The organism is Sphingomonas paeninsulae, assembly GCF_003660165.1.
GTDB lineage: Bacteria > Pseudomonadota > Alphaproteobacteria > Sphingomonadales > Sphingomonadaceae > Sphingomonas_O > Sphingomonas_O paeninsulae.
On record NZ_CP032829.1, the window covers coordinates 2,412,218 to 2,435,887 of the forward strand.

The window sequence follows — 23,670 nt, forward strand, 5'->3', positions numbered from 1 at the left end:
TTAGGCTTCTTCCGCCAGCTTTTTAGCCTTGGCAACGGCTTCGTCAATGCCGCCGACCATGTAGAACGCTGCTTCCGGAAGGTGATCATATTCGCCTTCGACGACGGCCTTGAATGATTTGACCGTGTCTTCGACCTGCACGAACTTGCCACTGATGCCGGTGAAGACTTCGGCGACGTGGAAAGGCTGGCTGAGGAACTTCTGGATCTTGCGCGCGCGGCTGACGGTCAGGCGATCGTCTTCCGAAAGCTCGTCCATGCCGAGAATGGCGATGATGTCCTGCAGCGACTTATACTTCTGCAGGGTTTCCTGAACGGCGCGGGCGGTGTCGTAATGCTCCTGACCGACAACGGCAGGTGTCAGAACGCGCGATGTCGAATCGAGCGGATCGACTGCTGGATAGATGCCCAGCTCCGAAATCGCGCGGTTCAGCGTGGTCGTCGCATCAAGATGCGCGAACGATGTTGCAGGGGCTGGATCGGTGAGATCGTCGGCGGGAACGTAGATCGCCTGAACCGACGTAATCGAACCCTTGTTGGTCGACGTGATGCGCTCCTGAAGGGCGCCCATGTCGGTCGACAGCGTTGGCTGATAACCCACGGCCGAAGGGATACGACCCAGAAGTGCGGACACTTCCGAACCGGCCTGCGTGAAGCGGAAGATGTTGTCGACGAAGAACAGGACGTCCTGTCCTTCCTGATCGCGGAAATATTCAGCGATGGTCAGACCTGACAGAGCGACGCGGGCACGTGCTCCTGGTGGCTCGTTCATCTGGCCGAACACCAGCGCAACCTTCGAACCTTCTGGCGTTGGATTGCCATCGGCATCCTTGGCAATAACGCCCGCGTCGAGGAACTCGTGATAAAGATCGTTACCCTCGCGGGTACGCTCACCCACACCGGCGAACACGGACACGCCGCCGTGGCCCTTTGCGATGTTGTTGATCAGTTCCTGGATGAGAACCGTCTTGCCGACGCCTGCGCCGCCAAACAGGCCGATCTTACCGCCGCGCGCATATGGAGCGAGGAGATCGATGACCTTGATGCCGGTGACGAGAATGCTGCTCTCCGTCGACTGATCGACGAACAGGGGGGCAAGTGCGTGAATTGGTGCGGTTTGCGTTGCGCCGATGGGGCCACGCTCATCGATTGGTTCACCGATGACGTTCATGATGCGACCGAGGGTCATTGGACCGACGGGCATACGGATCTGCGAGCCAGTGTCGGTGACGCGCTGACCACGGGTCAAACCTTCGGTTGCTTCCATCGCGATGGTGCGGACCGTGTTCTCACCGAGATGTTGCGCGACTTCGAGAACGACGCGGACGCCGTTGTTGTCGGTTTCGAGCGCCGAGAGAATGGCAGGAAGCTGATCTTCGAACGTTACGTCGACGACGGCACCGATGATCTGCGAGATGCGGCCGATGTTATTCGAAGTCTGAACCGGTGCCGATACAGTCGCGTCGGCCGCGGGGTTTTGGCCGCGCGCGGCTTGGCGGGCTTTTTGGTCGTGGGGGCTGCGGTTGCCATCTTTAAGTCCTTGCCTTCGGTTCGGTTTAGAGCGCTTCAGCGCCAGCAATAATCTCAATAAGTTCAGTCGTGATCGCGGCTTGACGTGTGCGGTTATACAGCACGGTCAAACGGTTGATCATGTCGCCAGCGTTGCGCGTCGCATTGTCCATTGCGGTCATGCGGCTGCCCTGTTCGGAGGCGGCATTTTCAAGCAGCGCACGGAAAATCTGGATCGCGATGTTGCGCGGCAGAAGTTCGGCGAGCAGACCTTCTTCGTCGGGTTCGTATTCGACCGCAGCAGCGCCAACTGGAGCGACAGCTTCGGTCGATGCAGCGAGCGGCACCGGAATGATCTGGATACCTGTCGGGAACTGCACGAGTGCCGACTGGAACTTTGCAAAGAACAGATGTGCGACATCGAATTCGCCGGCTTCGTAGCGGGCAATCAGATCTTCTGCGACGACCTGTGCATCGGAAAAAGCCACATATTTAATGTGACCCATTTCCTGATCGTGCGCGATCTGGGTGGGCAGGAAGCGCTTTAAGACGCGACCCTTTTTACCGGCTAGATAGTAGCGCACGGTCTTGCCCGTAGCTTCCAGCTCTTCGCCCTTCTTGCGCGCCGCACGAACGATGTTCGTGTTGAACGCGCCAGCGAGGCCCCGCTCCGACGTTGCGACGACGATCAGGTGAACCTGATCCTTGCCGGTGCCCGCGAGCAATTTTGGCGACGATGCGCTGACCGTTACCTTCGACGCCAGCGAAGCCATCACGGCTTCGAGGCGCTCGGCATACGGACGACCGGCAACCGCTGCTTCCTGCGCGCGGCGCAGTTTGGCAGCGGCGACCATCTTCATCGCCTTGGTGATCTTCTGGGTCGATTTGACCGAGCCGATCCGCATTTTTAGGGCTTTAAGGCTGGCCATTTATGCAAACGTCTTTGCGAACGCATCGAGAGCAGCCTTCAGACCGTTCTTCGCATCGTCGCCAAGATCCTTGGTGTCGCGGATCGTTTTCAACACGCCAGCATGGTTGGCGCGCAGGTCGGCGATCATGGCTTCTTCGAAACGGGTCACGGCGTTAACCGGAATGTTGTCGAGATAGCCGTTAACGCCAGCGAAGATAGACGCGGTCTGCTCTTCGAATGGCATTGGCGCGAACTGTTTTTGCTTCAATAGTTCGGTCAAACGCGCACCGCGATTGAGCAGCTTCTGAGTCGAAGCATCGAGATCAGAACCAAACTGAGCGAATGCCGCCATTTCGCGATACTGCGCCAGTTCCAGCTTAATCGACCCGGAAACCTTTTTCATCGCCTTGGTCTGCGCCGCAGAACCAACGCGCGAAACCGACAGACCCACGTTGATCGCGGGACGGATGCCCTGGAAGAATAGATCGGTTTCAAGGAAGATCTGACCGTCGGTGATCGAAATCACGTTGGTCGGGATGTAGGCAGAAACGTCGCCAGCCTGAGTTTCGATGATCGGCAATGCGGTCAGCGAACCGTTGCCATTGGCATCGTTCAGCTTTGCAGCGCGCTCAAGCAAACGGCTGTGGAGATAGAACACGTCGCCGGGATAAGCTTCGCGGCCCGGAGGACGACGCAGCAGGAGCGACATCTGACGGTAAGCGACGGCCTGCTTAGAAAGATCGTCATAAACGATCAGTGCGTGCATCCCGTTGTCGCGGAAATATTCGCCCATCGCGCAGCCGGTGTAGGGTGCGAGGAACTGAAGCGGGGCTGGTTCCGAAGCGGTTGCGGCAACAACGATGGTATATTCCATCGCGCCGTTTTCTTCGAGAGCGCGGACGATCTGGGCGACCGTCGAACGCTTCTGACCGATGGCAACATAGATGCAGAACAGCTTCTGCGAATCGTCGGTGCCCTTATGACCTTCCTTTTGGTTGATGAAGGTGTCGATCGCGACGGCGGTTTTGCCGGTCTGACGATCGCCGATGATCAGTTCGCGCTGGCCGCGGCCAACGGGAACGAGCGCATCCAGAGCCTTGAGGCCGGTCTGCACTGGCTCATGCACCGACTTACGCGGGATGATGCCGGGTGCTTTCACTTCAACGCGGCTGCGCTTTTCGAAAACGATTGGCCCCTTGCCGTCGATCGGGTTGCCGAGGCCATCGACGACGCGGCCGAGAAGACCCTTGCCGACAGGAACGTCAACGATCGTGCCGGTGCGCTTTACAACGTCACCCTCTTTGATCTCGGCATCGGAGCCGAAAATCACGACGCCGACGTTATCAGCTTCGAGGTTGAGGGCCATGCCCTGCACGCCATTGGCAAAGGCGACCATTTCACCGGCCTGGACGTTATCGAGACCGTGAATACGGGCGATACCATCGCCGACGGAAAGAACCTGACCGGTTTCGGAAACTTCGGCTTCGGTGCCAAAGGACGAAATCTGGTCCTTGATTACGCGGGAGATTTCAGCGGCGCGGATATCCATTGTCGTAGTCAGCCTTTCATCGCGTGCGCGAGAGTGTTCAGTCGTGTGCGGATCGAACCGTCGATCATCTGGCTACCGATCTTTACGATCAGGCCTCCAAGAATCGCCGGGTCGGTTTTAAGATTTACAGCCACGTCGCGGCCGATGCGGGCCTTCAACTTGGCTTTCAGCGCGGTGACCTGCTTTGCATCCAGCGGGTGAGCGGTTGTCACGTCAGCGGTGGCTTCGCCGCGGAAGTTGGCCGCCAGTTCGCGGAATGCCGTGATGACCGATGCTGCCTTGTTAAGGCGGCGATTGGTCGCAAGGACACCCAGAAAGTTGGTCGTCAACGGATCGAGCCGAAGCTCTCCGGCAACAGCCTTGATCGCCGCTGTCGCGCCCTGACGGGACACAAGCGGGCTGGAAACGAGACGTCGCAGGTCGTCTGACTGGGCGAGGGCCGAATCGAGCGTCGTCAGGCTGGCTTCAACCGCCTCGATGCTCTTTCCCTCGCGCGCGAGTCCGAACAGTGCGCTGGCATAGCGCCCTGCGAGGCTAGCTTGAATGGCGCCGGAATTCTCCACGCGTGACAGTCCCCTGAGTAATATTTAAGTCGACTGGATTGGGCGGCAAAGCTCCCGATAGCCGACGGCGCGCGCCTAGCATCGCTATTGCTGCGACGCAAGGTGGGAGGCTAAGGTTTGGCGAAACCAAAAGAGTATAGACGATGCCTTTCGAGAAAATGACCATGTCCGACGGCGCGGAAATAGAAGTGTATCGGGCAACTCCCGCTGGCGAGCGGCGTGGCGGCCTTGTTCTGATTCAGGAGATTTTCGGGGTCACTGAACATATTCAGGAACTGTGTGACGGATATGCGGCGGACGGTTACGAAGTGCTGGCTCCCGCACTCTACGACCGCGAGCATCCGGGCTTTCGCGCGAGCTATGATGGGCCGGGATTGGAGCGGGCGATAGAACTAGCGCGCAAACTGCATCCATTCGAGCTTTCGATGGAGGATACCAAGACCTGCGTCGATGCGCTGAAAGCAAAGGGACCGGTTTTTATCACGGGATATTGTTACGGCGGCTCGGTGGCGTTTCTGGCAGCGTGTCGGATCGAGGGAATCGCAGCGTCATCGGGATATTATGGTAGCCTGATTAAGAACTACCCGACCGAACATCCCAGATGCCCGACGATATTACACTTCGGACGATTCGATACCGGCATCCCGATTACCGATGTCGATGCGGTCGAGGAAGCGCAGCCCGATGTGACGGTTTATGTGTACGAGGCGGGGCACGGGTTCAATTCGGACCGCCGCAAGGATTATCATGACCAGAGTGCGGTTTTGGCGCGGGAAAGGACGTTGGCGCTGTTCAGACAGAATGGCGGGTGATGTTTGCGCGATGATGTTTGACCGCAAGCAACGGGATGCGGCGAATGGACTGTCGTCGTATCGTTGAGCCATGAACAATATCGACACGGATAAAGCGTGGGCTGCTTTCCTGGCGCGGGACCGTTTGTTTGACGGACAGTTCGTCGGCGCGGTCAAAACGACAGGCATTTATTGTAAGCCAAGTTGCGCCGCACGGCATCCACTCAGACAGAATATGGCGTTCTATGCTGATGGAGCAGCAGCGCGGGCTGCAGGATTTCGAGCTTGCCTGCGGTGTCGGCCCGACGAGATCGGACGCGACCGGGAAGCCGTGGCGAAGGCGCTCGCGATTATCGAGGCTGCAGAGGAAATTGTAGGGCTGGAAGCGTTGGCGTTCGCGGTTGGCTATGCTCCGCACCATTTTCACCGGCTGTTCAAGCGAGATACCGGGGTTACACCTGCCGCTTATGCGCGCGGTTTGCGGGCGAAACGCGCCGAGATTGCACTGGAAGGAGATGGGTCCGTGACTGAAGCGCTGTATGATGCGGGGTATCAGAGTCCAAGCCGCTTTTACGCCGCGGCTCCTGACCGGCTCGGTATGACGCCGTCGGCCTGGAAAAGGGGCGGTGCGGGTGTGGTGATTCGTTATGCCATTGTGGAAACCACGCTGGGATCGATGATGTTGGCCGCGACCGACCGGGGGATTTGCCGCCTCTCGTTCGATGAGGATGAAACAGAGTTGCGTCTTCGGTTTCCTAACGCGACCATCGAGGCTGGCGGAGAGGCGATGGCCGAACTGGTGGACGGGGCAGTCGCTGCGGTTGCCGACCCGGCGCATTTGCCCGATTTGCCGCTCGATATTGCGGGGACGGTGTTCCAGCAGGCGGTGTGGCGCGAACTGGCGCGGATTCCTGCGGGCCAGACGCTGAGCTATGCTGCGCTCGCGGCGAAGGCTGGCAATCCGAAAGCAGTGCGCGCAGCGGGGACGGCTTGCGGGGCCAATCAGGTTTCCGTGTTGATACCCTGCCACCGGGCGTTGCGGACAGATGGGACGCTGGGCGGATATGCCTATGGACTGGAGCGGAAGATCGAACTGCTGAAGCGCGAGGCTAAGGCTTAGGGCCAGCTCGGCAATCGAACACGAGCCGCTCGTTTGGCGTCGTGGGCAGCGTCTGGCGGATGGCGGTCTGCATATCGCTGACCGATTGGCGCGCTGCCGGGTCGGTTTCGCAGCCGTTTGCCGGATAGCGTGCGCGGATCGCTCGGGCGGCGTCCATCGCGTCGGCGGCCATCAAATAGCGTTCGACGATGTAGCGGCGTTTCGCTGGGTCGAACGTTTGCACAGTTATCGTCGGTTCGGTGTTCGGCACGAATGCCCGGCTCCACGTTCCGGCATTCGCACCATATTGAGTCTTGCCATTGACGCAGCCGTTATCCTGCCAGTCAAGCGGAACGTCATCGGTTTTTGAAACGGTTACGCGGCTGCGATCGGGGACCAGTGTGCAGATGTTTTGGCCGGCTGCGCTGACGGCGGTGTCGGCGACCTTTATGACGACGGGGTGATTGGTGGCGTAGCGGTCCTCGACGTCGCTGAACTTTGGTCTGCCGAGAAAGACGATGACCGAGGCGAGGATGAGCGCGACGCCGATAATGGCGGCGATGATCGCCAGCCTGTTATGCTTTTCCATTTGGCTGACCCCGGCACCGGCAAGCGCGAGTGCGCCGAACACGAGCAGGACCGCCGCGATTGCCATTCCGTTTTCGCGCTCTCCGGAAATCTGATCGCGGATGGTCAGTTTTTCCTGAGCGGCCTTGGCTGCGTCGGCGGCACCGCGCCGCGCTTCGAGGGCGGCGGCATCTTCGTCGGATTTTGTAAGGGCGGCATCGCGGGCTCCGGCTTCGCTTTCCGAAAGGCAGGGAGTGGCGACGAGTGCTGCCGCAACGCCTGCTTTTTGTAGGAAAGGCGCGAGTTCGCGGACGGATATTGCGAAGGCGAATGTCGAATCGATGCCTTCGCTTAGCGAGAGGAAACTGTTGATACCGACCACGCGACCGCAGGCGTCGACCAGAGGGCCACCGGAGTTGCCGCGTCCGATTGCCGCATCATGGAGTACGGTATCGAACCGTGCATTCGACCGGCGTCCGGCGACGTGGCCGAGTGATTTTACCGGAGATTGCGGTGTAACGACGGTATCCATGCTGCCCGCCAGCGCGCGATCGACGCCATAAGGATAGCCGATCGCGGCAACTGAAGCGCCGTCGGGCATAATGCCCGAATAAAGCGTCGCCGGTGGGATGCGACCAGTGCCGATATCGACGACAGCCAGGTCGAGGTCGGCGCGATAGGCGACCACCTTTCCTTCGTAACGGCGAGTGCCTTCGGATGGGACGATGCCGACGAAACCGTCGCCCTTTACGGCGCTTTCGACAACATGGGCGTTGGTGAGGATCTGGTTGGGCGTGACGGCGACGCCGCTGCCCATGCCGACTTCGCTGCCCTCTTCACCGCCGGAAACGACCACGACGCGGACCACGCTGCGTGAAACCGCGTCGATGTCGCGATTGTCCTGCGCCAGCGCGGGGATGGCGACGCACAGCAACAGCAATCCGAACCACCGACGAATCATGAAAACCACCCCATCAAACGAAACTATATGGATCGACATCGACCGCAACCCGAACGCCGCGCGGCCATTCGAGCGCGCCGAGCCATGCACGGATAACGTCCTGCACGTCCAGAGCGCGACGGGCGTGGACCAATAAACGCATCCTGTGACGCCCGCGCAGCATGGCGAGCGGAGCGGGGGCAGGGCCATAAACCTCCATACCGTCCACCGATGGTGCAGTTTTGGCGATGTTTTGGGCGGTTTTGGTAGCTTCACGCAGGTCTTCGGACGAAACGATGATGGCGGCCATGCGCCCGAATGGCGGCGCGTTGGCTTCGCGGCGGGAGGCAGTTTCCGCTGCGTAAAAGGCATTCGCATCACCCGACACCAGAGCGCGGATGACGGGGGCGTTGGGTTCGTGAGTCTGGACGAAGACGCGGCCCGGTTTGGTGCCACGGCCCGCGCGGCCAGAGACTTGTGAAATCTGCTGAAAGCTGCGTTCGGCGGCGCGCAGGTCGCCACCCTGAAGGCCAAGGTCGGCGTCGATCACGCCAACGAGGGTAAGGTTGGGGAAGTGATAGCCCTTTGTCACGAGTTGCGTGCCGATAACGATGTCGATTTCGCCGGCTTCCATGCGCCCCACAAACTCGGCGGCTTTTGCCGGGGACCAGAGCGTGTCGGAGGTAACGATGGCGCGGCGAGCCTGTGGGAAAAGTTCGGCGACTTCATCGGCGATGCGTTCCACGCCGGGGCCGACCGCGACGAGCGAATCCTCGGCCTTACATTCGGGGCATAGCTTTGGCGGGACCATGATATGACCGCAATGATGGCACTGGAGCCGCCGGACGAGGCGATGTTCGACCATCCATGCCGTGCAGTTCGGGCACTGGAAGCGGTGGCCGCAGGTTCGGCAAAGGGTGAGCGGCGCATAGCCACGGCGATTGAGGAACAGCAGCGACTGTTCGCCGCGTTCCAGCACTTCGGTCATCGCCTTTACCAACGTGGGCGCGATCCAGCGGCCACGCAAGGGAGGGTCTTTCAGCAGGTCGATCTCTATGATCTCCGGCATCTGGGCCGCGCCGTAGCGACCGGGGAGTTTCAGTTCGCGATAATGGCCGAGCGCGACCTGTGCCTGAGTCTCGATGGCGGGGGTGGCGGTGGCGAGAATGACGGGGCACCCCTCAAACCGCGCGCGCATCACAGCGACGTCGCGCGCGTGATAATGGACGCCTTCTTCCTGTTTGAAGCTGGTTTCATGAGCTTCATCGACGACGATCAACGCGAGGTCGGGATAGGGGAGGAACAGTGCGGATCGCGCGCCGACGGTGACTTTGGCTTCACCGCTGGCGATTGCGCGCCATGCCCGACGGCGTTGTGATTGGCGCAGGCCGGAATGCCATGCGACGGGCTGATGACCGAAGCGGCCTTCGAATCGGCGGAGGAAGGGTTCGGTGAGCGCGATTTCCGGAAGCAGGACGAGTGACTGGCGGCCAGAACGGAGGGCGGCGACGATGGCTTCGAAATAGACCTCAGTTTTGCCCGAACCGGTGACGCCGTCTAGCAGAATCGGGGCAAATTCGCGGGCTTCGGTGGCCGTTACCAGATCGTCGGCTGCTGCGGTTTGTTCGGCTGAAAGCTCAGGAGGCGCGAAGTCTGGATCGGGAAGCGGGTAGGCGTCGTCAATGCTGACTTCGACGGCTTCGATCGCTCCGATTTTGACGAGGCCACGGATAACGGCGTCCGACACATCGCCGATCATCGCGAGTTCGCGGACCAACCCCTGTCGTTCACCGATGCGTTCCAATGCTTGCGCGCGTTGGGGCGTGAGGCGGTCGGGGATGTTGCCGGTTGCGCGATATTCGATGACAGAGCGGCGATCGTCGAGGGCGGATGCGCTTGCCAATGCCATCTTTAGAACGGCAGCGGGCGGGGCGAGATAATAGCTCGCCGTCCATTCGATCAGGCGCATCAGAGGCGCGGACAGCGGGGGCAGATCGTACACCGATACAAGATTGCGCAGGCGGTTGTCGCCGACCTCTGCGTCCGAGGGCATCCGATCGGGTTCCCAGACGACCCCGGCCAGTTGGCGTGGCCCGAGGGGGCGAGGACGATGCTGCCGGGAACGACCTCCATCCCGCGCGGGACACGGTAATCGAGTGGCCCGAGCGCAGAGTTCAGCAGGAGGACGCGGGCGCGGGACATTGGTCCCCCTTAGACGTATTTCGGGGAACGGCGGAACCGCTCCCCGACATTTGGGTCATTATTATGTCGCCGCTTCCCACTGGAGAGCAGAGATGAAGTCAGCCCTAGAGGTGGATGCCGTTGCGACCGCGCACATTGTTGCGCTTGTCATGGTTGATGTTCCGATTGGCGTTTGCCTGCATCCGATGGATACGCGCCTTTTCGGATTTGGTGAGACGGCCGCCATGACGGGCGCGGGATCGTGATTCTTCGCGGGCGATGCGATGCTGCTGGGCAGTCAGGCGATCGCGCTCGGCGCGGCTGAGTTTGCCCGAACGCTTGCCGGCGTCGATACGACGCTCCTGATTGACCTGGCGGACATTAACCGGGGTGATTGCGGCATAGGCGACTGCCACGTCACCAATCGCAACGCCTGTCAGTGCGAGCGCGATAAGAAATTTCTTCATTGAGTACGTCCTTGATTAATACAGCCCTGTGAGCAGCGTTTCGATAACGCACGACGACCAAATAGGCTGCGCGCCGTAACGATATGGCGATTCCATCTGTCGCCGCGCGCTGGATTTTGGCATGGGTCATCGGAACCGAAGGACAGTTGAACCATGAAATTTTTTGCCGATACCGCCGACACCAAAGACATTGCCGAACTCTTTGCGATGGGTTTGCTTGATGGCGTCACAACCAATCCGTCACTGATTGCGAAATCAGGCCGTAAGTTCGTCGAAGTCGTGAAGGAAATCTGCGGGATCGTCGATGGTCCGGTTTCCGCCGAAGTTGTTGCAACCGACCATGCGGATATGATGCGCGAAGCCGAAGTCCTTCGCAAAATTGCCGATAACGTCTGCATCAAGGTGCCGTTGACGATCGACGGGCTGAAGACCTGCAAGGCGCTGAGCAATGACGGTACGATGGTCAATGTGACGTTGTGCTTTTCGGCGAACCAGGCGTTGCTGGCGGCAAAGGCCGGAGCGAGCTTTATTTCGCCGTTCGTCGGGCGGCTGGACGACATCGGTTATGACGGCATGGAACTGATCAGCGACGTTCGTCTGATCTATGACAATTATGCGTTTTCGACCGAAATTCTCGTCGCCAGCGTTCGCCATCCGGTTCATGTTCTGAAAGCCGCACGCATCGGTGCCGATGTGATGACCGCGCCGCCTGCCGTTATCAAGGCGCTGTTCAATCATCCGCTGACCGACAAGGGTCTGGCCGGGTTCGCTGCCGATTGGGCCAAGACCGGACAATCTATCGTTTGATGGCTGGCGTCTGATGGCGATAGTCTGATGAATGCGGTGCTGGCTTATGCCGAGCACCTGTCGCGCGACCGTCGCCGGTCGCCGCACACCGTCCGCGCCTATGTCTCGACCGCCGAACGGCTGGTCGAGCATCTGGGCGCGGCACGGGTGCCGACTTCGGCGGAACTGCGTGCCTATCTGGCGGAGCGGCGGGTCGATGGCATCGGCAACGCGAGCGCCGCGCGAGAACTGTCGGCGATCCGCAATTTCCTGACGTTTGTGGGCGGCGAGGGAGCCGCTCCCAAGCTGAAAGGGCCGCGTGTCAAAAAGGGCGTGCCGCGTCCGATCTCGCCCGATGAAGTCGTGGCTTTGGCCGAGGATGTGGCCGAACAGTCTGTCGAAGCATGGATTTCGGCGCGCGATTGGGCGGTGCTGATGCTGCTATATGGCGCGGGGCTGCGGATCGGTGAGGCGGTCGGTTTGACGGGGGCGGTGTTGCCGCTGGGCGCTGTGCTGACCGTGACGGGTAAGCGCGACAAGACGCGGATGGTGCCGTTGATTGCGCCGGTGCGTGATGCCGTTGAGGCTTATGCGACGCTTAGCCCGTGGCCGATTTCAAAGGATGAGCCGCTGTTCCGGGGCGCGCGGGGCGGCCCATTGAAGCCCGAGATTATCAGGCGTGCGGTGCAGGGTGCGCGCGGGCGGCTGGGGCTGGCTTCTCGGACGACGCCCCACGCTTTGCGACATAGTTTTGCCACGCATCTGCTGGGACGTGGGGCGGATTTACGATCGTTGCAGGCGTTGCTCGGGCACGCGAGCCTGTCATCGACGCAAATATATACTTCGGTCGATGCGGCGCATTTGCTGGACGTTTACCGGAATGCGCATCCGCATGGGTGAAGGGACGTTTCGATCGGCCGGGCACGTGGAGATCGAGCGGGGTCGCGCATTTCTCCCAACATTCGATTGACCAAAGAGTATGCGAATCATATATGGTTCGTATGTTCATTAGCTCTAGTAGATATTCATGGGCATCGTAAAAATCGACGATGACCTGCATGAGGAAGCCCGCCGGGCCAGTACGGTGATGTGCCGATCCATCAATGCACAGGCCGAATTCTGGATGAAGATCGGTATGATGGCGGAAGCCAATCCGACCCTGTCCTTCAACGATATCGTTAAGATGCAGTTGGCGACGGCGCATGTGCGTGTGGCAGAGGTAGCGTTCGCCTGACATGGTAAAGACCTCAGACGAACTGGCGCTCATGCGCGTTTCAGGCAAGCTGCTGGCGTCCGTTTTCGAGATGCTGGACGGGCAGGACTTTGCCGGCATGTCGACATTACAGGTCAACGATCTGGTCGACCGCTTCATCACCGTGGACCTTGCCGCCCGTCCGGCGAGCAAGGGGCAATATGGCTTTAAATATGTCCTGAACTGTTCGATCAATCATGTCGTTTGCCACGGTGTGCCTCACGACCGGGAGATCATCCGTGACGGCGATATCATCAACCTCGACATCACGCTCGAAAAGAACGGCTTCATCGCGGATTCAAGCAAGACCTATATGGTCGGCAATGCCCCGCCTGCCGCAAAGCGACTCGTGCGGGTCGCGCAGGAGGCGATGTGGAAAGGTATAAAACAGGTGCGGCCCGGAGCGCATCTGGGGGACATCGGCTTTGCGATCGAACGGCACGCCAAAAGTAACGGCTATTCGGTCGTTCGGGAATATTGCGGGCATGGCATTGGTCGCGAAATGCACGAGGAACCGCAGGTGCTGAATTTCGGTCGGCCGGGAACGGGCTTGAAGCTGCGCGAAGGCATGGTCTTCACCATCGAGCCGATGGTGAATCAGGGCACTCGCAAGGTCTCGACCGAGAGCGATGGATGGACGGTCGTGACCAACGACCGAAAGCTTTCCGCCCAATTTGAGCATACCGTCGCGGTCACGAGCGATGGCGTCGATGTCCTGACTCTGCGCCGCGATGAGAAGCCGATGCTGGAACGCAGAGTGTGATGATCGGTTGTCGCTCTTGATGCGATAACCGACTTTAACGGACGCATAAACAACAGGGCTTCGCTCACCAACCAAATCCCGGTAACAGGGCAACGTGCTCCTCTCCCTATCCATCCGCGACGTTGTCCTAATCGAGGCTCTGGACCTCGAATTCCGGCCCGGCCTCGTCGTCATCACCGGCGAAACCGGCGCGGGGAAATCGATCCTGCTCGACGCGCTTGGCCTTGCGCTTGGTGATCGCGCAGCCAGTGGCCTCGTCCGTCAGGGTGCAGCACAGGCGAGCGTCGCCGCGACCTTTGAACATGATGTTGAGGCCGCTAAAATACTGATAGATAACGATATATTATGCGATGCCAGCGAGCCGCTGATCGTTCGCCGCACGTTGAAATGGGACGGAAAAAGCCGTGCCTTCGTTAACGATCAGCCGGTGTCGGGCGCTTTGCTTCGCGAATTCGGGTCCAGACTGGTTGAAATCCACGGCCAGCATGATGATCGCGGGCTGCTTGCGCCGACCGGCCACCGCGCCTTGCTCGACATTTTCGGACGGATCGACCTCGGTCAGATCGGCCAGTCCTTTGCCGCGATGCGTGCCGCCGATATCGCGCTGGAAACCGCGAAGACCGCATTGGACGACGCCACGCGCGACCGTGACTGGCTGACGCACACCGTTGCCGAACTCGATGAATTTGCCCCCGAGGAGGGTGAGGAAGAGGAACTCGCCGACCGCCGCGCCAATATGCAGCGCGGCGAACGCCTGTCGGGCGAACTCGAAGATATCATGGCACTGGTCGAAGGGGCCGATGGCGCACTTCCCAAATTGCGCGCCGCCGCCCGCGCACTCGACCGCGTCGCCCGTGAACATACGACGCTGGCCGAAGCACTGGCCGCCATCGACCGCGCCATTATCGAAGGCGCGGTTGCCGATGAACAGTTGCAGCGCGCCGCCAGCCTCCACGTCTTCGACCCGGCCCAGCTCGAAGCCGATGAAACCCGTCTGTTCGATCTGCGCGCGCTGGCCCGCAAACACCGCGTGACGCCTGACGCTCTTGCCACCTTTGCAACGGAGTTACGCGCCAAACTTAACGCAATCGAAGAGGGCGGGGCTGGGATTGACCGTCTGATCGCGCAGGCCGCCGCCGCCCGCACCGCTTATCGCGCCGCCGCCGATGTTTTGACCAAGGCCCGTACCGCCGCTGCGCTTCGGCTCGACAAGGCGGTGGCGAACGAGCTTGCGCCGCTGAAGCTCGACGCCGCGCGTTTCCGCACCGCCGTCGCCCCCGGCAACGACAGTGAACAGGGGGCGGATCGTGTGGAATTTGAAATCTCGACCAACCCCGGCGCGCCATTTGCGCCCCTGACAAAGATTGCCAGCGGCGGCGAATTGTCGCGTTTCATCCTCGCGCTAAAGGTCGCGCTTGCCGAAGAAGGCGGGGCGGGAACGATGATCTTCGACGAAATCGACCGGGGTGTCGGCGGTGCGGTCGCTTCGGCCATCGGCGAACGTTTGGCGCGACTGGCCGATACGCGACAGGTGTTGGTCGTTACGCACAGTCCACAGGTTGCCGCGCGCGGTGGTGAACATCTGCTGATCGCCAAGAACAGCGACGGGTTAGTGACGCGCACTAACCTGCGCACGCTCGATGCCGAAGCGCGACAGGAGGAAATCGCACGGATGTTGTCGGGAAATCATGTCACCGAAGAAGCCCGCGCGCAGGCCGCCCGACTGGTGGAGGCTGCGTGACCGACGCCGAAGCCGCCAACGAACTGATGCGCCTCGCCCGCCAGATCGCTCATCATTCGCGCGCCTATCACACCGACGACGCGCCAGAGATCAGCGATGCCGAATATGATGCGCTGATTTGCCGCAATACCGATCTGGAAACCCAATTTCCGCACCTCGTCCGTGCCGACACGCCATCCAAAATCGTGGGGGCTGCGCCATCGGCTCATTTGTCCAAAGTCACCCACGCAAAGCCCATGCTGTCGCTCGACAATGCCTTCACCGACGAAGACGTTGCCGAATTCATCGCCCGCGTCCGACGCTTTCTCAGCTTGTCGGAAGGGACGCCCGTCAGCGTCACCGCAGAACCCAAAATCGACGGATTAAGCTGCTCGTTACGCTATGAAAACGGCGTTTTGGTGCAAGCGGCGACCCGTGGCGACGGGATTACGGGCGAAAACGTGACCGCGAATGTGGCGACGATTTCCGACATTCCGCAGAATTTGCCCGCAGGCGTGCCCGAGGTTTTTGAAGTGCGCGGCGAAGTCTATATGGCGAAGGCGGATTTTATCGAGCTGAATGAACGGCTTGCGGGGGAGCGCGTGTTCGCCAACCCACGCAATGCCGCCGCGGGATCGCTGCGCCAGAAAGACCCCGAAGTCACCCGCGCTCGCCCGCTGAAGTTTCTGGCTTACGGCTGGGGAGACACGTCCGCGCTGCCGGGTGTCACTCAACACGCTGTAATGATGGCAATAAAATCATGGGGCTTTCCCGTTAGCCCCGATCTGATCCTTGCTGCCAGTGTGCAGGAAATGCTTGCCCAGTTCCGCAAGATCGAAAGTTTTCGCGCCGACCTCCCCTTCGACATCGATGGCGTCGTCTATAAAATCGATCGTCTGGATTGGCAGGCGCGATTGGGTTTTGTCGCCAAGGCTCCTCGTTGGGCCATCGCCCATAAATTCCCGGCAGAGCGCGCCCAGACCACTTTGCTCGCCATCGATATTCAGGTCGGGCGGACTGGCAAACTCACGCCGGTAGCGCGCCTTGAACCCGTCACCGTCGGCGGCGTCGTCGTGACAAATGCGACCCTCCACAACGCCGACGAAATCGGCCGCCTCGGCGTCCGCCCCGGCGACCGTGTCACCGTCCAGCGGGCGGGCGATGTCATTCCACAAATTCTCGAAAACCTGACGCCCGAAGCCGTCCGCCCCGACTATGTATTCCCCTCTGTCTGTCCCCAGTGCCAGTCCGACGCGGTGCGTGAGGATGACGAGGTCGATATTCGCTGCACCGGTGGTCTGATCTGCCCGGCCCAGCGAATCGAGCGACTGAAACATTTCGTCTCACGCGGCGCGCTCGACATCGACGGGCTGGGTGAAAAAACGATCATTGAGTTCTTCGCTGACGACCTGATCCACAGTCCTGCCGACATTTTTCGCCTGAAATCACACCGTCAGGCGATTCTGACGCGGGCTGGGTGGAAGGAAACATCGGTTGCCAACCTCATCAACGCAATCGAAGCGCGCCGCACCCCCGATCCCGCGCGCTTTCTGTTCGGCCTCGGCATCAGGCACGTCGGCGTCGTCACCGCAAAGGATCTGGTGCGAGCGTTTGGAACCGTCGAACGCGTTGCCGAAGTCGCCCAGCACGCTGATGCGCTCACCGAACTCAGCGCAATCGAAGGTATCGGCCCTGTCGTCGCACAGGCGCTGGTCGATTTCTTTCACGAAGAACACAATCGTGAAGCATGGGCCGACCTGCTCAGCGAAGTCAGTCCGCTCGCCTATGTTTCCAACGTCCGCGAATCAGCTCTGACCGGCAAGACGATTGTATTCACTGGATCGCTCGAAACCCTGTCCCGCGACGAAGCCAAGGCGCAGGCCGAGGCGCTGGGAGCGAAAACGGCAGGCTCTGTTTCGGCGAAAACCGACCTGGTCGTGGCCGGACCGGGTGCTGGATCGAAGCTGAAAAAGGCGGCCGACCTGAACATCGAAGTGATCGACGAAGCTGCGTGGGCGTCGATTGTTGCGGCGGCTGCTGTCTGATCATATCTGTAAGATCATGACGGAAACCCCGACCAACGACTTCACTATCCCGCAGAACTGGAGCCGATATACGGCGGCAGAACATGCAGTATGGGACACGCTTTTTGCGCGGCAGGTGGCGATGTTGCCGAGCCGGGCTTCCGATGCTTTTTTGCGGGGGGTGGACGTTCTGCGGCTGTCGAAGCCGGGCATTCCCGATTTCGTGGAACTGTCCGAACGCTTAATGGCGGCGACTGGATGGCGCCTCGTTGCCGTGCCGGGTCTTGTTCCTGATGCGGTGTTTTTCGACCATCTTGCCAATCGGACGTTCGTTGCGGGAAATTTTATCAGGCGGGCGGATCAGCTCGATTACCTTGAGGAACCCGATGTTTTTCACGATGTCTTCGGTCATGTACCGATGCTCGCCGATCCGGTTTTTGCCGATTATATGGCGGCCTATGGTCGTGGCGGACAGCGGGCCGGGTCGCTCGGTGCCCTGAAACGGCTGGCGCGGCTTTACTGGTACACGGTCGAGTTCGGGTTGATCGAGGAAGCGGGAGCTTTGCGGATTTATGGTTCCGGGATCGTTTCAAGCCGTGGCGAATCCATTTTCGCGCTTGATGATCCAAGTCCCAACCGGATCGGCTTCGATCTGAAACGAGTGATGCAGACGGAATATCGGATCGACGATTATCAGCAGAGCTACTTCGTCATCCCGAGCTTCGATGAACTATTACGGCTGACCGTCGAAACCGATTTCGCGCCGCTTTATGCCGCGCTTGAAGGGGAGGCTGATCTGACGCCTGCCGACCTGACCGCGAACGATCGGATCATCACGCGGGGAACACAGGCTTACGCGACGGGCAAGCTCAGCGTCGCGCTACCATCCTGAGTACCGGCCACTCGCCGCCGCTAGCCTCCGCTAGCCGCATCCCCTGGCGGCGATAAGCGCGCGCGACTGCCGCTGCCTGCGTGTCGAGCAATCCGGCCAGCACAAGCGTGCCGCGCTGGGCCACGCTCGCGGCAATCCACGGTGCCATGTCGATTAGCGGCTGAGCCAGAATGTTCGCGATCACCAGATCATAGGGCGCACGGGCGACGAGATCACGGTGAGACAGGCCGTCAGCAACGACCAGATGCAATCGCCCGACACCGTTCAGCACGGCATTTTCGCGAACTACCGCAATCGATACGGGGTCGATGTCGGATGCTGTAGCCTGTGCCAGCGGCCAGAGTTTCATTGCGGCAAAGGCTAGCAATCCGGTCCCGGTGCCGAGGTCGAGGACATTGCGATAGACTGCACCACGCCGCTTCATCGCGTCGAGCATGGACAGGCAACCTGACGTGGTCGCGTGCTGGCCGGTGCCGAACGCCAGTCCTGCCGGGATTACGAAGTCGATCTTTCCACGGCGGGCAGGGTGGTCGGGTGTGCGGACATAAAAGCGCCCGGCCTCCAATGGTTCGAAACCCGACTGGCTAAGAGTGACCCAATCCTCGGTCGGCAGCGGATGGGCGCGGGGTTCCTTTGCTCGGGCGCTAGGCACGAGAGCGGCTACCCGGCGCAGCACATCGCGCGATGGCTTGCCCTCGAAATAGGCATCGATCTGCCAGTCGTCGGGGCGGGCGGGGTCCGGCTCTGTCGCAACGATTACCGGCGCCGGGTCCAGATCGGCAAGCTCGGGAATATCATCGGCAAATTGCTCGGCCTCTGCACGATTGCAGTTCAGCGTCATCTTCCAGCTTTCAGCGGACATAGCTGGCTCCATTTATGTCGAGGATCGCGCCGGTCATCGATGGCGGCGCAGTGAGGGCGGCAAAGGCGACAACCTCTGCAACTTCAGCAGGGTCGGCAACGCGACCGAGGGGAATGTCGGCGAGCAGTTTATCGCCGCCCCGACTGGACAGGTAATCATCTGCCATGCCGGTCATGGTGAAGCCCGGACAAATGGCGAAGGCAAGAATGTTCCGGGCAGCGTAGCCCCGTGCGATTGTCTTTGTCATGGCGACCATGCCCGCTTTCGATGCTGCATAATGCCAATGGTCAGGGCTGTCCCCGCGATATGCCGCACGACTGGCGACATTGACGATGCGGCCACCCTTGTTGGTCAGAAAATGCTGGACGGCAAACCGACAGAGTTCGGCGCTGGCAGTCAGATTGACTTGCATGGTTCTGTTCCACGACGCGGACCACTCCGCATCGGGCAGGTCGATCGGTGAGGCTTCAAAAACGCCCGCATTGTTGATGAGAACATCGATCCGGCCATCGAGTCGTTCGATCGCGTTGGCCCAGATATTCGCTGGGGTCATTGGGTCTGCCAGATCACCATCTGCGCTGCCTGTCCCAACGAATGTCACGTCTTCTGTACCGAGTCGTGCGGCGATGGCGGCACCGATGCCGCGTGTCGCGCCCGTGAGGAGAATATGAACGGTCATGCGCCCACATATCGCAAAAACGACAGGGGACCAGTGGCGGACTCGTCCTAAGCGACCATCTTCACATAGTCGCCTGCCGCATTCTGAAGTGAAGCGAGTTTGGCGTTCACCGTGTCGAACCCGACTTCCAGCGCGTCGATTTCTGTCGCGACGGTTACGGTGTCGGCTCGGATCGCTGCGATCGTCGTGGACATGGTGTCGGCTGCCAGCGCCGTTTCATCGACAGCGGCGGTGATCATCGTGACGGTCTGCGCCTGAACTTCCATTGCCTGACGAATGCGGACGGCGGATGCCTGAACTTCGGTCACGGTTTCGCGAATCGAGCTGTTGGTGGCGACGGTGGACTGGGTTGCCGACTGGATGGCGGAAATCTTGGCGGCAATATCGTCGGTGGCACGCGCGGTCTGGTTTGCGAGGTTCTTGACCTCTTGAGCGACCACCGCGAACCCGCGTCCGGCATCGCCCGCGCGGGCGGCTTCGATCGTGGCGTTGAGCGCGAGCAGGTTGGTCTGTCCGGCCACATCGCGAATCAGACCGAGGATCGATTCGATTGACTTGGCGGTTTCAGAGAGCGCTTCGGATACTTTAACGGCCTCGCCGGCCTGAGCCGAAGCGCGGGTTGCGACTTCGGCGGCGATTTCCACCTCGTTACGCGCATCCTCGATCGCGCGAATCAGGCCGGCTGCCGTGTGAGCAGCATCGCGCATCGCAACGGCGGACTGTTCGGCGGCTGCGGCAACTTCGGACGCCTTACCCAGCATACCACGCGTTGCGCAGGACGCGCCCGAAGCCTGAGCGCGGAGATGGGTGCCGAGGTCTGAGGTTTCCGCAACGCCCGCCGCGATCCGCGTGTGGAACAGATCGGCACGGGCACCATTGTCTTCATCTACCTGACGCGCTTTCAAAAGGCTGATGGCAGTCGATATGATATCTGCCTCGATTGCCGAAACCCGAACGATCGCTCTCGCTCCGGCACGCATCGCGTCAAGGTTATCCGCCGACGTCTCGCAGAGGATCTCCAGTGCCTTTTCGTGTGACATCTCGAACGACGAAAGGATCAGGCTTATGTCTTTTCCGGCCAGAAAAGCGCGTTTTGCATGGTTGCAGGCGACATCTGCCCACGCCTGTTCGGTGGGATGATTGTATTTGAGAAAGGTATAACGCCGACCCTCTTCAAGGTTTACCGGCGATTGTGTCGATCGTGACGTTCGATTTTCGTGATAGTGATTCCAATAGGCCAGCGCGATTTCATCGATGTGATGTTCGATCGCCTTCGACAGAATGGCACAATCGGTTGCAAGTCTGCCGTCGCGATCGAAATGTTTCAGGCGTTCTGTGATCGGGATAATGTCGCTGTTCAGAGCTTCGACATTGGTGCTTGATGTGCGCGCATTGGTCATGAACCATGTTTTATGGTGGCAATGGTAAACGGACAGTTAGTTTTATCCTGTGTTGCGCATCCTGTTGCATCGCAATTTGTATGGTTTATGGACACCGCAGCACCGCACCGGAGCCAACACCACACCGGGGAAGTTTATGAGCCGCAATACAGCGCGACCTTTGTCGCCGCATCTGTCGATCTGGAAATGGGGACCGCATATGACGGTCTCGATCCTGACGCGCGTCACGGGCGTTGGTCTTGCGACCGTCGGGGTGACCGGGTTTGTTTGGTGGCTGGCCGCGCTGGCCAGCGGACCTGAGGCTTATGCGAGCTTCATGAACTGCGCTAAATCACCGCTGATGCTGATTTTCCCGATCGGTTTGAGCCTGGCATTCTTTTTCCATATGTTGGCGGGACTTCGCCATTTTGTGATGGATACGGGGTCGGGTTTCGAACTGAAGACAAACCGCAACTCGTCGATCGCAGTGATGGTCGGCGCAGTCGTGCTGACTCTTTTGATGTGGGCTTATATCTTGTTGGGAACACGCTGATGGGACAGGGCACCGAACTCGGCCGGGTCCGCGGTCTTGGCTCTGCAAAACATGGCGCGGGTCATTGGTGGCTCCAGCGCCTGACCGCATTCGGCAACCTTGTGCTGATCCTGTGGCTGATCATATCGCTGCTGCGCCTGCCGAACCTTGACTATGCGACTGTGCATAGCTGGCTACAGTCGCCACTGGCGGCCGTGCCAATGGCTTTCATTGCGATCAACACCTTCTGGCATTTCCGCCTTGGGTTGCAGGTCGTGATCGAAGATTACCAGCACGACGCGAGCCGCATTGTCGCAATGGCGCTGCTCCACCTCTGGACATTTGGAAGCGCGGGCCTCGCGCTGTTTTCCATCCTTAAAATCGCACTTTCCGGGACGCCGAACTGATGGCCGAAGCCTATAAGATCATTGACCATAGCTATGATGCCGTGGTTGTCGGAGCCGGCGGATCGGGCCTGCGCGCGACTATGGGTTGCGCCGAAGCCGGTCTTCGCACCGCTTGCATCACCAAAGTTTTCCCGACGCGCAGCCACACGGTTGCGGCGCAGGGTGGCATCGCGGCCAGCCTTGGCAACATGGGGCCGGATCACTGGACCTGGCATATGTACGATACCGTAAAGGGGTCGGACTGGCTGGGCGATCAGGATGCGATCGAGTATCTCGTGCGTGAAGCGCCGCAGGCGGTTTATGAACTGGAGCACGCTGGCGTGCCATTCAGCCGCACGAGCGAAGGCAAAATCTATCAGCGTCCGTTCGGCGGCATGATGCAGAACATGGGGGAGGGGCCACCGGCTCAGCGCACCTGCGCGGCCGCGGATCGCACCGGTCACGCCATGTTGCACGCTTTGTATCAGCAGAGCCTGAAGTATGATGCAGACTTCTACATTGAATATTTCGCGCTCGATCTGATCATGGAGAACGGTGCGTGCCGAGGTGTCATCGCCATGTGCATGGAGGATGGTAGCATCCACCGTTTCCGTTCGCATAGTGTCGTGCTGGCGACCGGTGGTTATGGCAAATGCTGGTTCTCGGCAACGAGCGCGCACACTTGCACTGGCGACGGCGGCGGCATGGTCCTGCGCGCAGGGCTTCCGATGCAGGACATGGAGTTTGTCCAGTTTCACCCGACCGGCATCTATGGCGCGGGTGTGTTGATCACCGAAGGTGCTCGCGGCGAGGGTGGTTATCTGACTAATTCCGAGGGCGAGCGTTTCATGGAACGCTATGCACCGTCGGCCAAGGATCTGGCGTCGCGCGACGTGGTTTCACGTTCGATGGCAGCCGAAATACGCGAAGGTCGTGGCGTCGGTCCTCATAAGGATCACATCTACCTTCATCTCGATCATATCGCTCCAGAAGTCCTGGCGGAGCGGCTGCCCGGCATCACCGAGACGGGCAAGATTTTCGCAAACGTCGACCTAACGCGCCAGCCTTTGCCTGTTACGCCGACAGTGCATTACAATATGGGTGGTATCCCCTGTAACTATCACGGCGAAGTCGTTACGTTGAAGGATGGCAATCCCGATTCCGTCGTGCCTGGCCTGTTCGCAATCGGCGAAGCGGCCTGCGTTTCGGTTCACGGTGCCAACCGCCTCGGGTCGAACAGCCTGATCGATCTGGTCGTGTTTGGCCGCGCAACTGGCCACCGCATCGCCGAGATCGTCAAGCCCGATACCAAGCATGCTCCGCTGCCCAAGGGTTCGGAAGAAATGGCTCTCGGCCGTGTCGACAAGTTCCGCAACGCGAATGGCGGTTCATCGACTGCTGAAATCCGTCTGGATATGCAGCGCACGATGCAAAAGCACGCCGCCGTGTTCCGCGACACAGAGTTGCTGGATGAGGGCAAGATCCTGATCGATAAGGTCGCCGCACGCATCGACGATGTTCGCGTCACCGACCGCTCGATGATCTGGAACACAGATCTGATCGAGACGCTTGAGCTCGACAATATGCTGCCACAGGCGGTGGTGACGATGCACGGCGCAAGTAATCGCCACGAGTCACGCGGCGCACACATGCATGAGACTTATCCCGACCGGAACGATGCCGAATGGATGAAACACACGCTGATGTGGACGCAGGGCAAAGGCGTGAAGATCGATTACCGTCCGGTGCATGATTATACGCTGACCGACGATATCGACTATATCAAACCGAAGGCGCGCGTTTATTGATTTCGGCCTGGC

General features: G+C 60.1%; 21 protein-coding genes and 1 pseudogene. 12 read left to right on the forward strand and 10 right to left on the reverse strand.

What is annotated here, in order from left to right:
- The 4 genes from atpD to D3Y57_RS17370 form a co-directional block, all read right to left on the reverse strand.
- Positions 1-1,425 (reverse strand): F0F1 ATP synthase subunit beta, encoded by a 1,425-nt coding sequence (gene atpD / locus D3Y57_RS17355; protein WP_121156127.1) that lies wholly within the window; start codon positions 1,423-1,425, stop codon positions 1-3.
- Between the two features lie 130 nt (positions 1,426-1,555).
- Positions 1,556-2,437, reverse strand: coding sequence for a F0F1 ATP synthase subunit gamma (locus D3Y57_RS17360; RefSeq protein ID WP_121154610.1), 882 nt, complete (start codon positions 2,435-2,437; stop codon positions 1,556-1,558).
- The gene (gene atpA / locus D3Y57_RS17365) at positions 2,438-3,967 is read right to left on the reverse strand and encodes a F0F1 ATP synthase subunit alpha (protein WP_121154612.1); all 1,530 of its coding nucleotides are present in this window, start codon (positions 3,965-3,967) and stop codon (positions 2,438-2,440) included.
- A gap of 8 nt (positions 3,968-3,975) precedes the next feature.
- Positions 3,976-4,530: a F0F1 ATP synthase subunit delta gene (locus D3Y57_RS17370; RefSeq protein WP_121154614.1), complete on the reverse strand. Its 555-nt coding sequence runs from the start codon at positions 4,528-4,530 to the stop codon at positions 3,976-3,978.
- A 143-nt stretch (positions 4,531-4,673) separates the two neighbouring features.
- On the opposite strand from D3Y57_RS17370, the gene D3Y57_RS17375 reads away from it, so the two are divergent.
- Entirely contained in the window at positions 4,674-5,342 is a 669-nt protein-coding gene (locus tag D3Y57_RS17375; protein ID WP_121154616.1) for a dienelactone hydrolase family protein, read from the forward strand.
- A gap of 70 nt (positions 5,343-5,412) precedes the next feature.
- Positions 5,413-6,441, forward strand: a complete 1,029-nt coding sequence (gene ada, locus D3Y57_RS17380; protein ID WP_121154618.1) for a bifunctional DNA-binding transcriptional regulator/O6-methylguanine-DNA methyltransferase Ada — start codon at positions 5,413-5,415, stop codon at positions 6,439-6,441.
- On the opposite strand, the gene D3Y57_RS17385 is transcribed toward ada, so the two are convergent.
- The 3 genes and pseudogenes from D3Y57_RS17385 to D3Y57_RS17395 form a co-directional block, all read right to left on the reverse strand.
- Positions 6,431-7,948: a S1C family serine protease gene (locus D3Y57_RS17385; protein ID WP_162987179.1), complete on the reverse strand. Its 1,518-nt coding sequence runs from the start codon at positions 7,946-7,948 to the stop codon at positions 6,431-6,433. The genes ada and D3Y57_RS17385 overlap by 11 nt on opposite strands.
- Before the next feature lie 13 nt (positions 7,949-7,961).
- Positions 7,962-10,129: pseudogene (locus D3Y57_RS17390) on the reverse strand (primosomal protein N').
- Positions 10,130-10,233: 104 nt separating this feature from the next.
- Positions 10,234-10,575 (reverse strand): hypothetical protein, encoded by a 342-nt coding sequence (locus D3Y57_RS17395; RefSeq protein ID WP_121154622.1) that lies wholly within the window; start codon positions 10,573-10,575, stop codon positions 10,234-10,236.
- 153 nt (positions 10,576-10,728) lie between these two features.
- Between D3Y57_RS17395 and fsa the strand changes: the two genes are divergently transcribed.
- The 7 genes from fsa (at position 10,729) to phhA (ending at position 18,012) form a co-directional block, all read left to right on the forward strand.
- Entirely contained in the window at positions 10,729-11,382 is a 654-nt protein-coding gene (gene fsa / locus D3Y57_RS17400) for a fructose-6-phosphate aldolase (RefSeq protein WP_121154624.1), read from the forward strand.
- Between the two features lie 27 nt (positions 11,383-11,409).
- Positions 11,410-12,261 carry a tyrosine recombinase XerC gene (locus tag D3Y57_RS17405; protein WP_121154626.1) on the forward strand — a complete coding sequence of 284 codons (852 nt, stop codon included), beginning with the start codon at positions 11,410-11,412 and terminating at the stop codon, positions 12,259-12,261.
- 127 nt (positions 12,262-12,388) lie between these two features.
- Positions 12,389-12,595 (forward strand): ParD-like family protein, encoded by a 207-nt coding sequence (locus D3Y57_RS17410; RefSeq protein ID WP_121154628.1) that lies wholly within the window; start codon positions 12,389-12,391, stop codon positions 12,593-12,595.
- Between the two features lies 1 nt (position 12,596).
- The gene (gene map, locus D3Y57_RS17415; protein WP_121154631.1) at positions 12,597-13,376 is read left to right on the forward strand and encodes a type I methionyl aminopeptidase; all 780 of its coding nucleotides are present in this window, start codon (positions 12,597-12,599) and stop codon (positions 13,374-13,376) included.
- A 94-nt stretch (positions 13,377-13,470) separates the two neighbouring features.
- The gene (gene recN, locus D3Y57_RS17420; protein WP_121154633.1) at positions 13,471-15,117 is read left to right on the forward strand and encodes a DNA repair protein RecN; all 1,647 of its coding nucleotides are present in this window, start codon (positions 13,471-13,473) and stop codon (positions 15,115-15,117) included.
- Between the two features lie 26 nt (positions 15,118-15,143).
- Positions 15,144-17,141, forward strand: coding sequence for an NAD-dependent DNA ligase LigA (gene ligA / locus D3Y57_RS17425; protein ID WP_121156129.1), 1,998 nt, complete (start codon positions 15,144-15,146; stop codon positions 17,139-17,141).
- Positions 17,142-17,157: 16 nt separating this feature from the next.
- Positions 17,158-18,012: a phenylalanine 4-monooxygenase gene (phhA, locus tag D3Y57_RS17430; RefSeq protein WP_121156131.1), complete on the forward strand. Its 855-nt coding sequence runs from the start codon at positions 17,158-17,160 to the stop codon at positions 18,010-18,012.
- On the opposite strand, the gene D3Y57_RS17435 is transcribed toward phhA, so the two are convergent.
- The 3 genes from D3Y57_RS17435 to D3Y57_RS17445 are packed head-to-tail and all read right to left on the reverse strand — an operon-like array spanning position 17,990 to position 20,953.
- Entirely contained in the window at positions 17,990-18,874 is an 885-nt protein-coding gene (locus D3Y57_RS17435) for a 50S ribosomal protein L11 methyltransferase (protein ID WP_121154635.1), read from the reverse strand. The genes phhA and D3Y57_RS17435 overlap by 23 nt on opposite strands.
- Complete coding sequence (locus tag D3Y57_RS17440) at positions 18,864-19,553, reverse strand: SDR family NAD(P)-dependent oxidoreductase (RefSeq protein WP_121154637.1); 690 nt, start codon at positions 19,551-19,553, stop codon at positions 18,864-18,866. The genes D3Y57_RS17435 and D3Y57_RS17440 overlap by 11 nt, the downstream gene beginning before the upstream one ends.
- A gap of 47 nt (positions 19,554-19,600) precedes the next feature.
- Positions 19,601-20,953 (reverse strand): methyl-accepting chemotaxis protein, encoded by a 1,353-nt coding sequence (locus D3Y57_RS17445; RefSeq protein ID WP_121154639.1) that lies wholly within the window; start codon positions 20,951-20,953, stop codon positions 19,601-19,603.
- Positions 20,954-21,089: 136 nt separating this feature from the next.
- Between D3Y57_RS17445 and sdhC the strand changes: the two genes are divergently transcribed.
- The 3 genes from sdhC to sdhA are packed head-to-tail and all read left to right on the forward strand — an operon-like array spanning position 21,090 to position 23,658.
- Positions 21,090-21,485, forward strand: a complete 396-nt coding sequence (sdhC, locus tag D3Y57_RS17450; protein WP_121156132.1) for a succinate dehydrogenase, cytochrome b556 subunit — start codon at positions 21,090-21,092, stop codon at positions 21,483-21,485.
- Positions 21,485-21,871, forward strand: a complete 387-nt coding sequence (gene sdhD / locus D3Y57_RS17455; RefSeq protein ID WP_121154641.1) for a succinate dehydrogenase, hydrophobic membrane anchor protein — start codon at positions 21,485-21,487, stop codon at positions 21,869-21,871. The genes sdhC and sdhD overlap by 1 nt, the downstream gene beginning before the upstream one ends.
- Positions 21,871-23,658 (forward strand): succinate dehydrogenase flavoprotein subunit, encoded by a 1,788-nt coding sequence (sdhA, locus tag D3Y57_RS17460; RefSeq protein ID WP_121154643.1) that lies wholly within the window; start codon positions 21,871-21,873, stop codon positions 23,656-23,658. The genes sdhD and sdhA overlap by 1 nt, the downstream gene beginning before the upstream one ends.
- Positions 23,659-23,670: the final 12 nt, after the last annotated feature.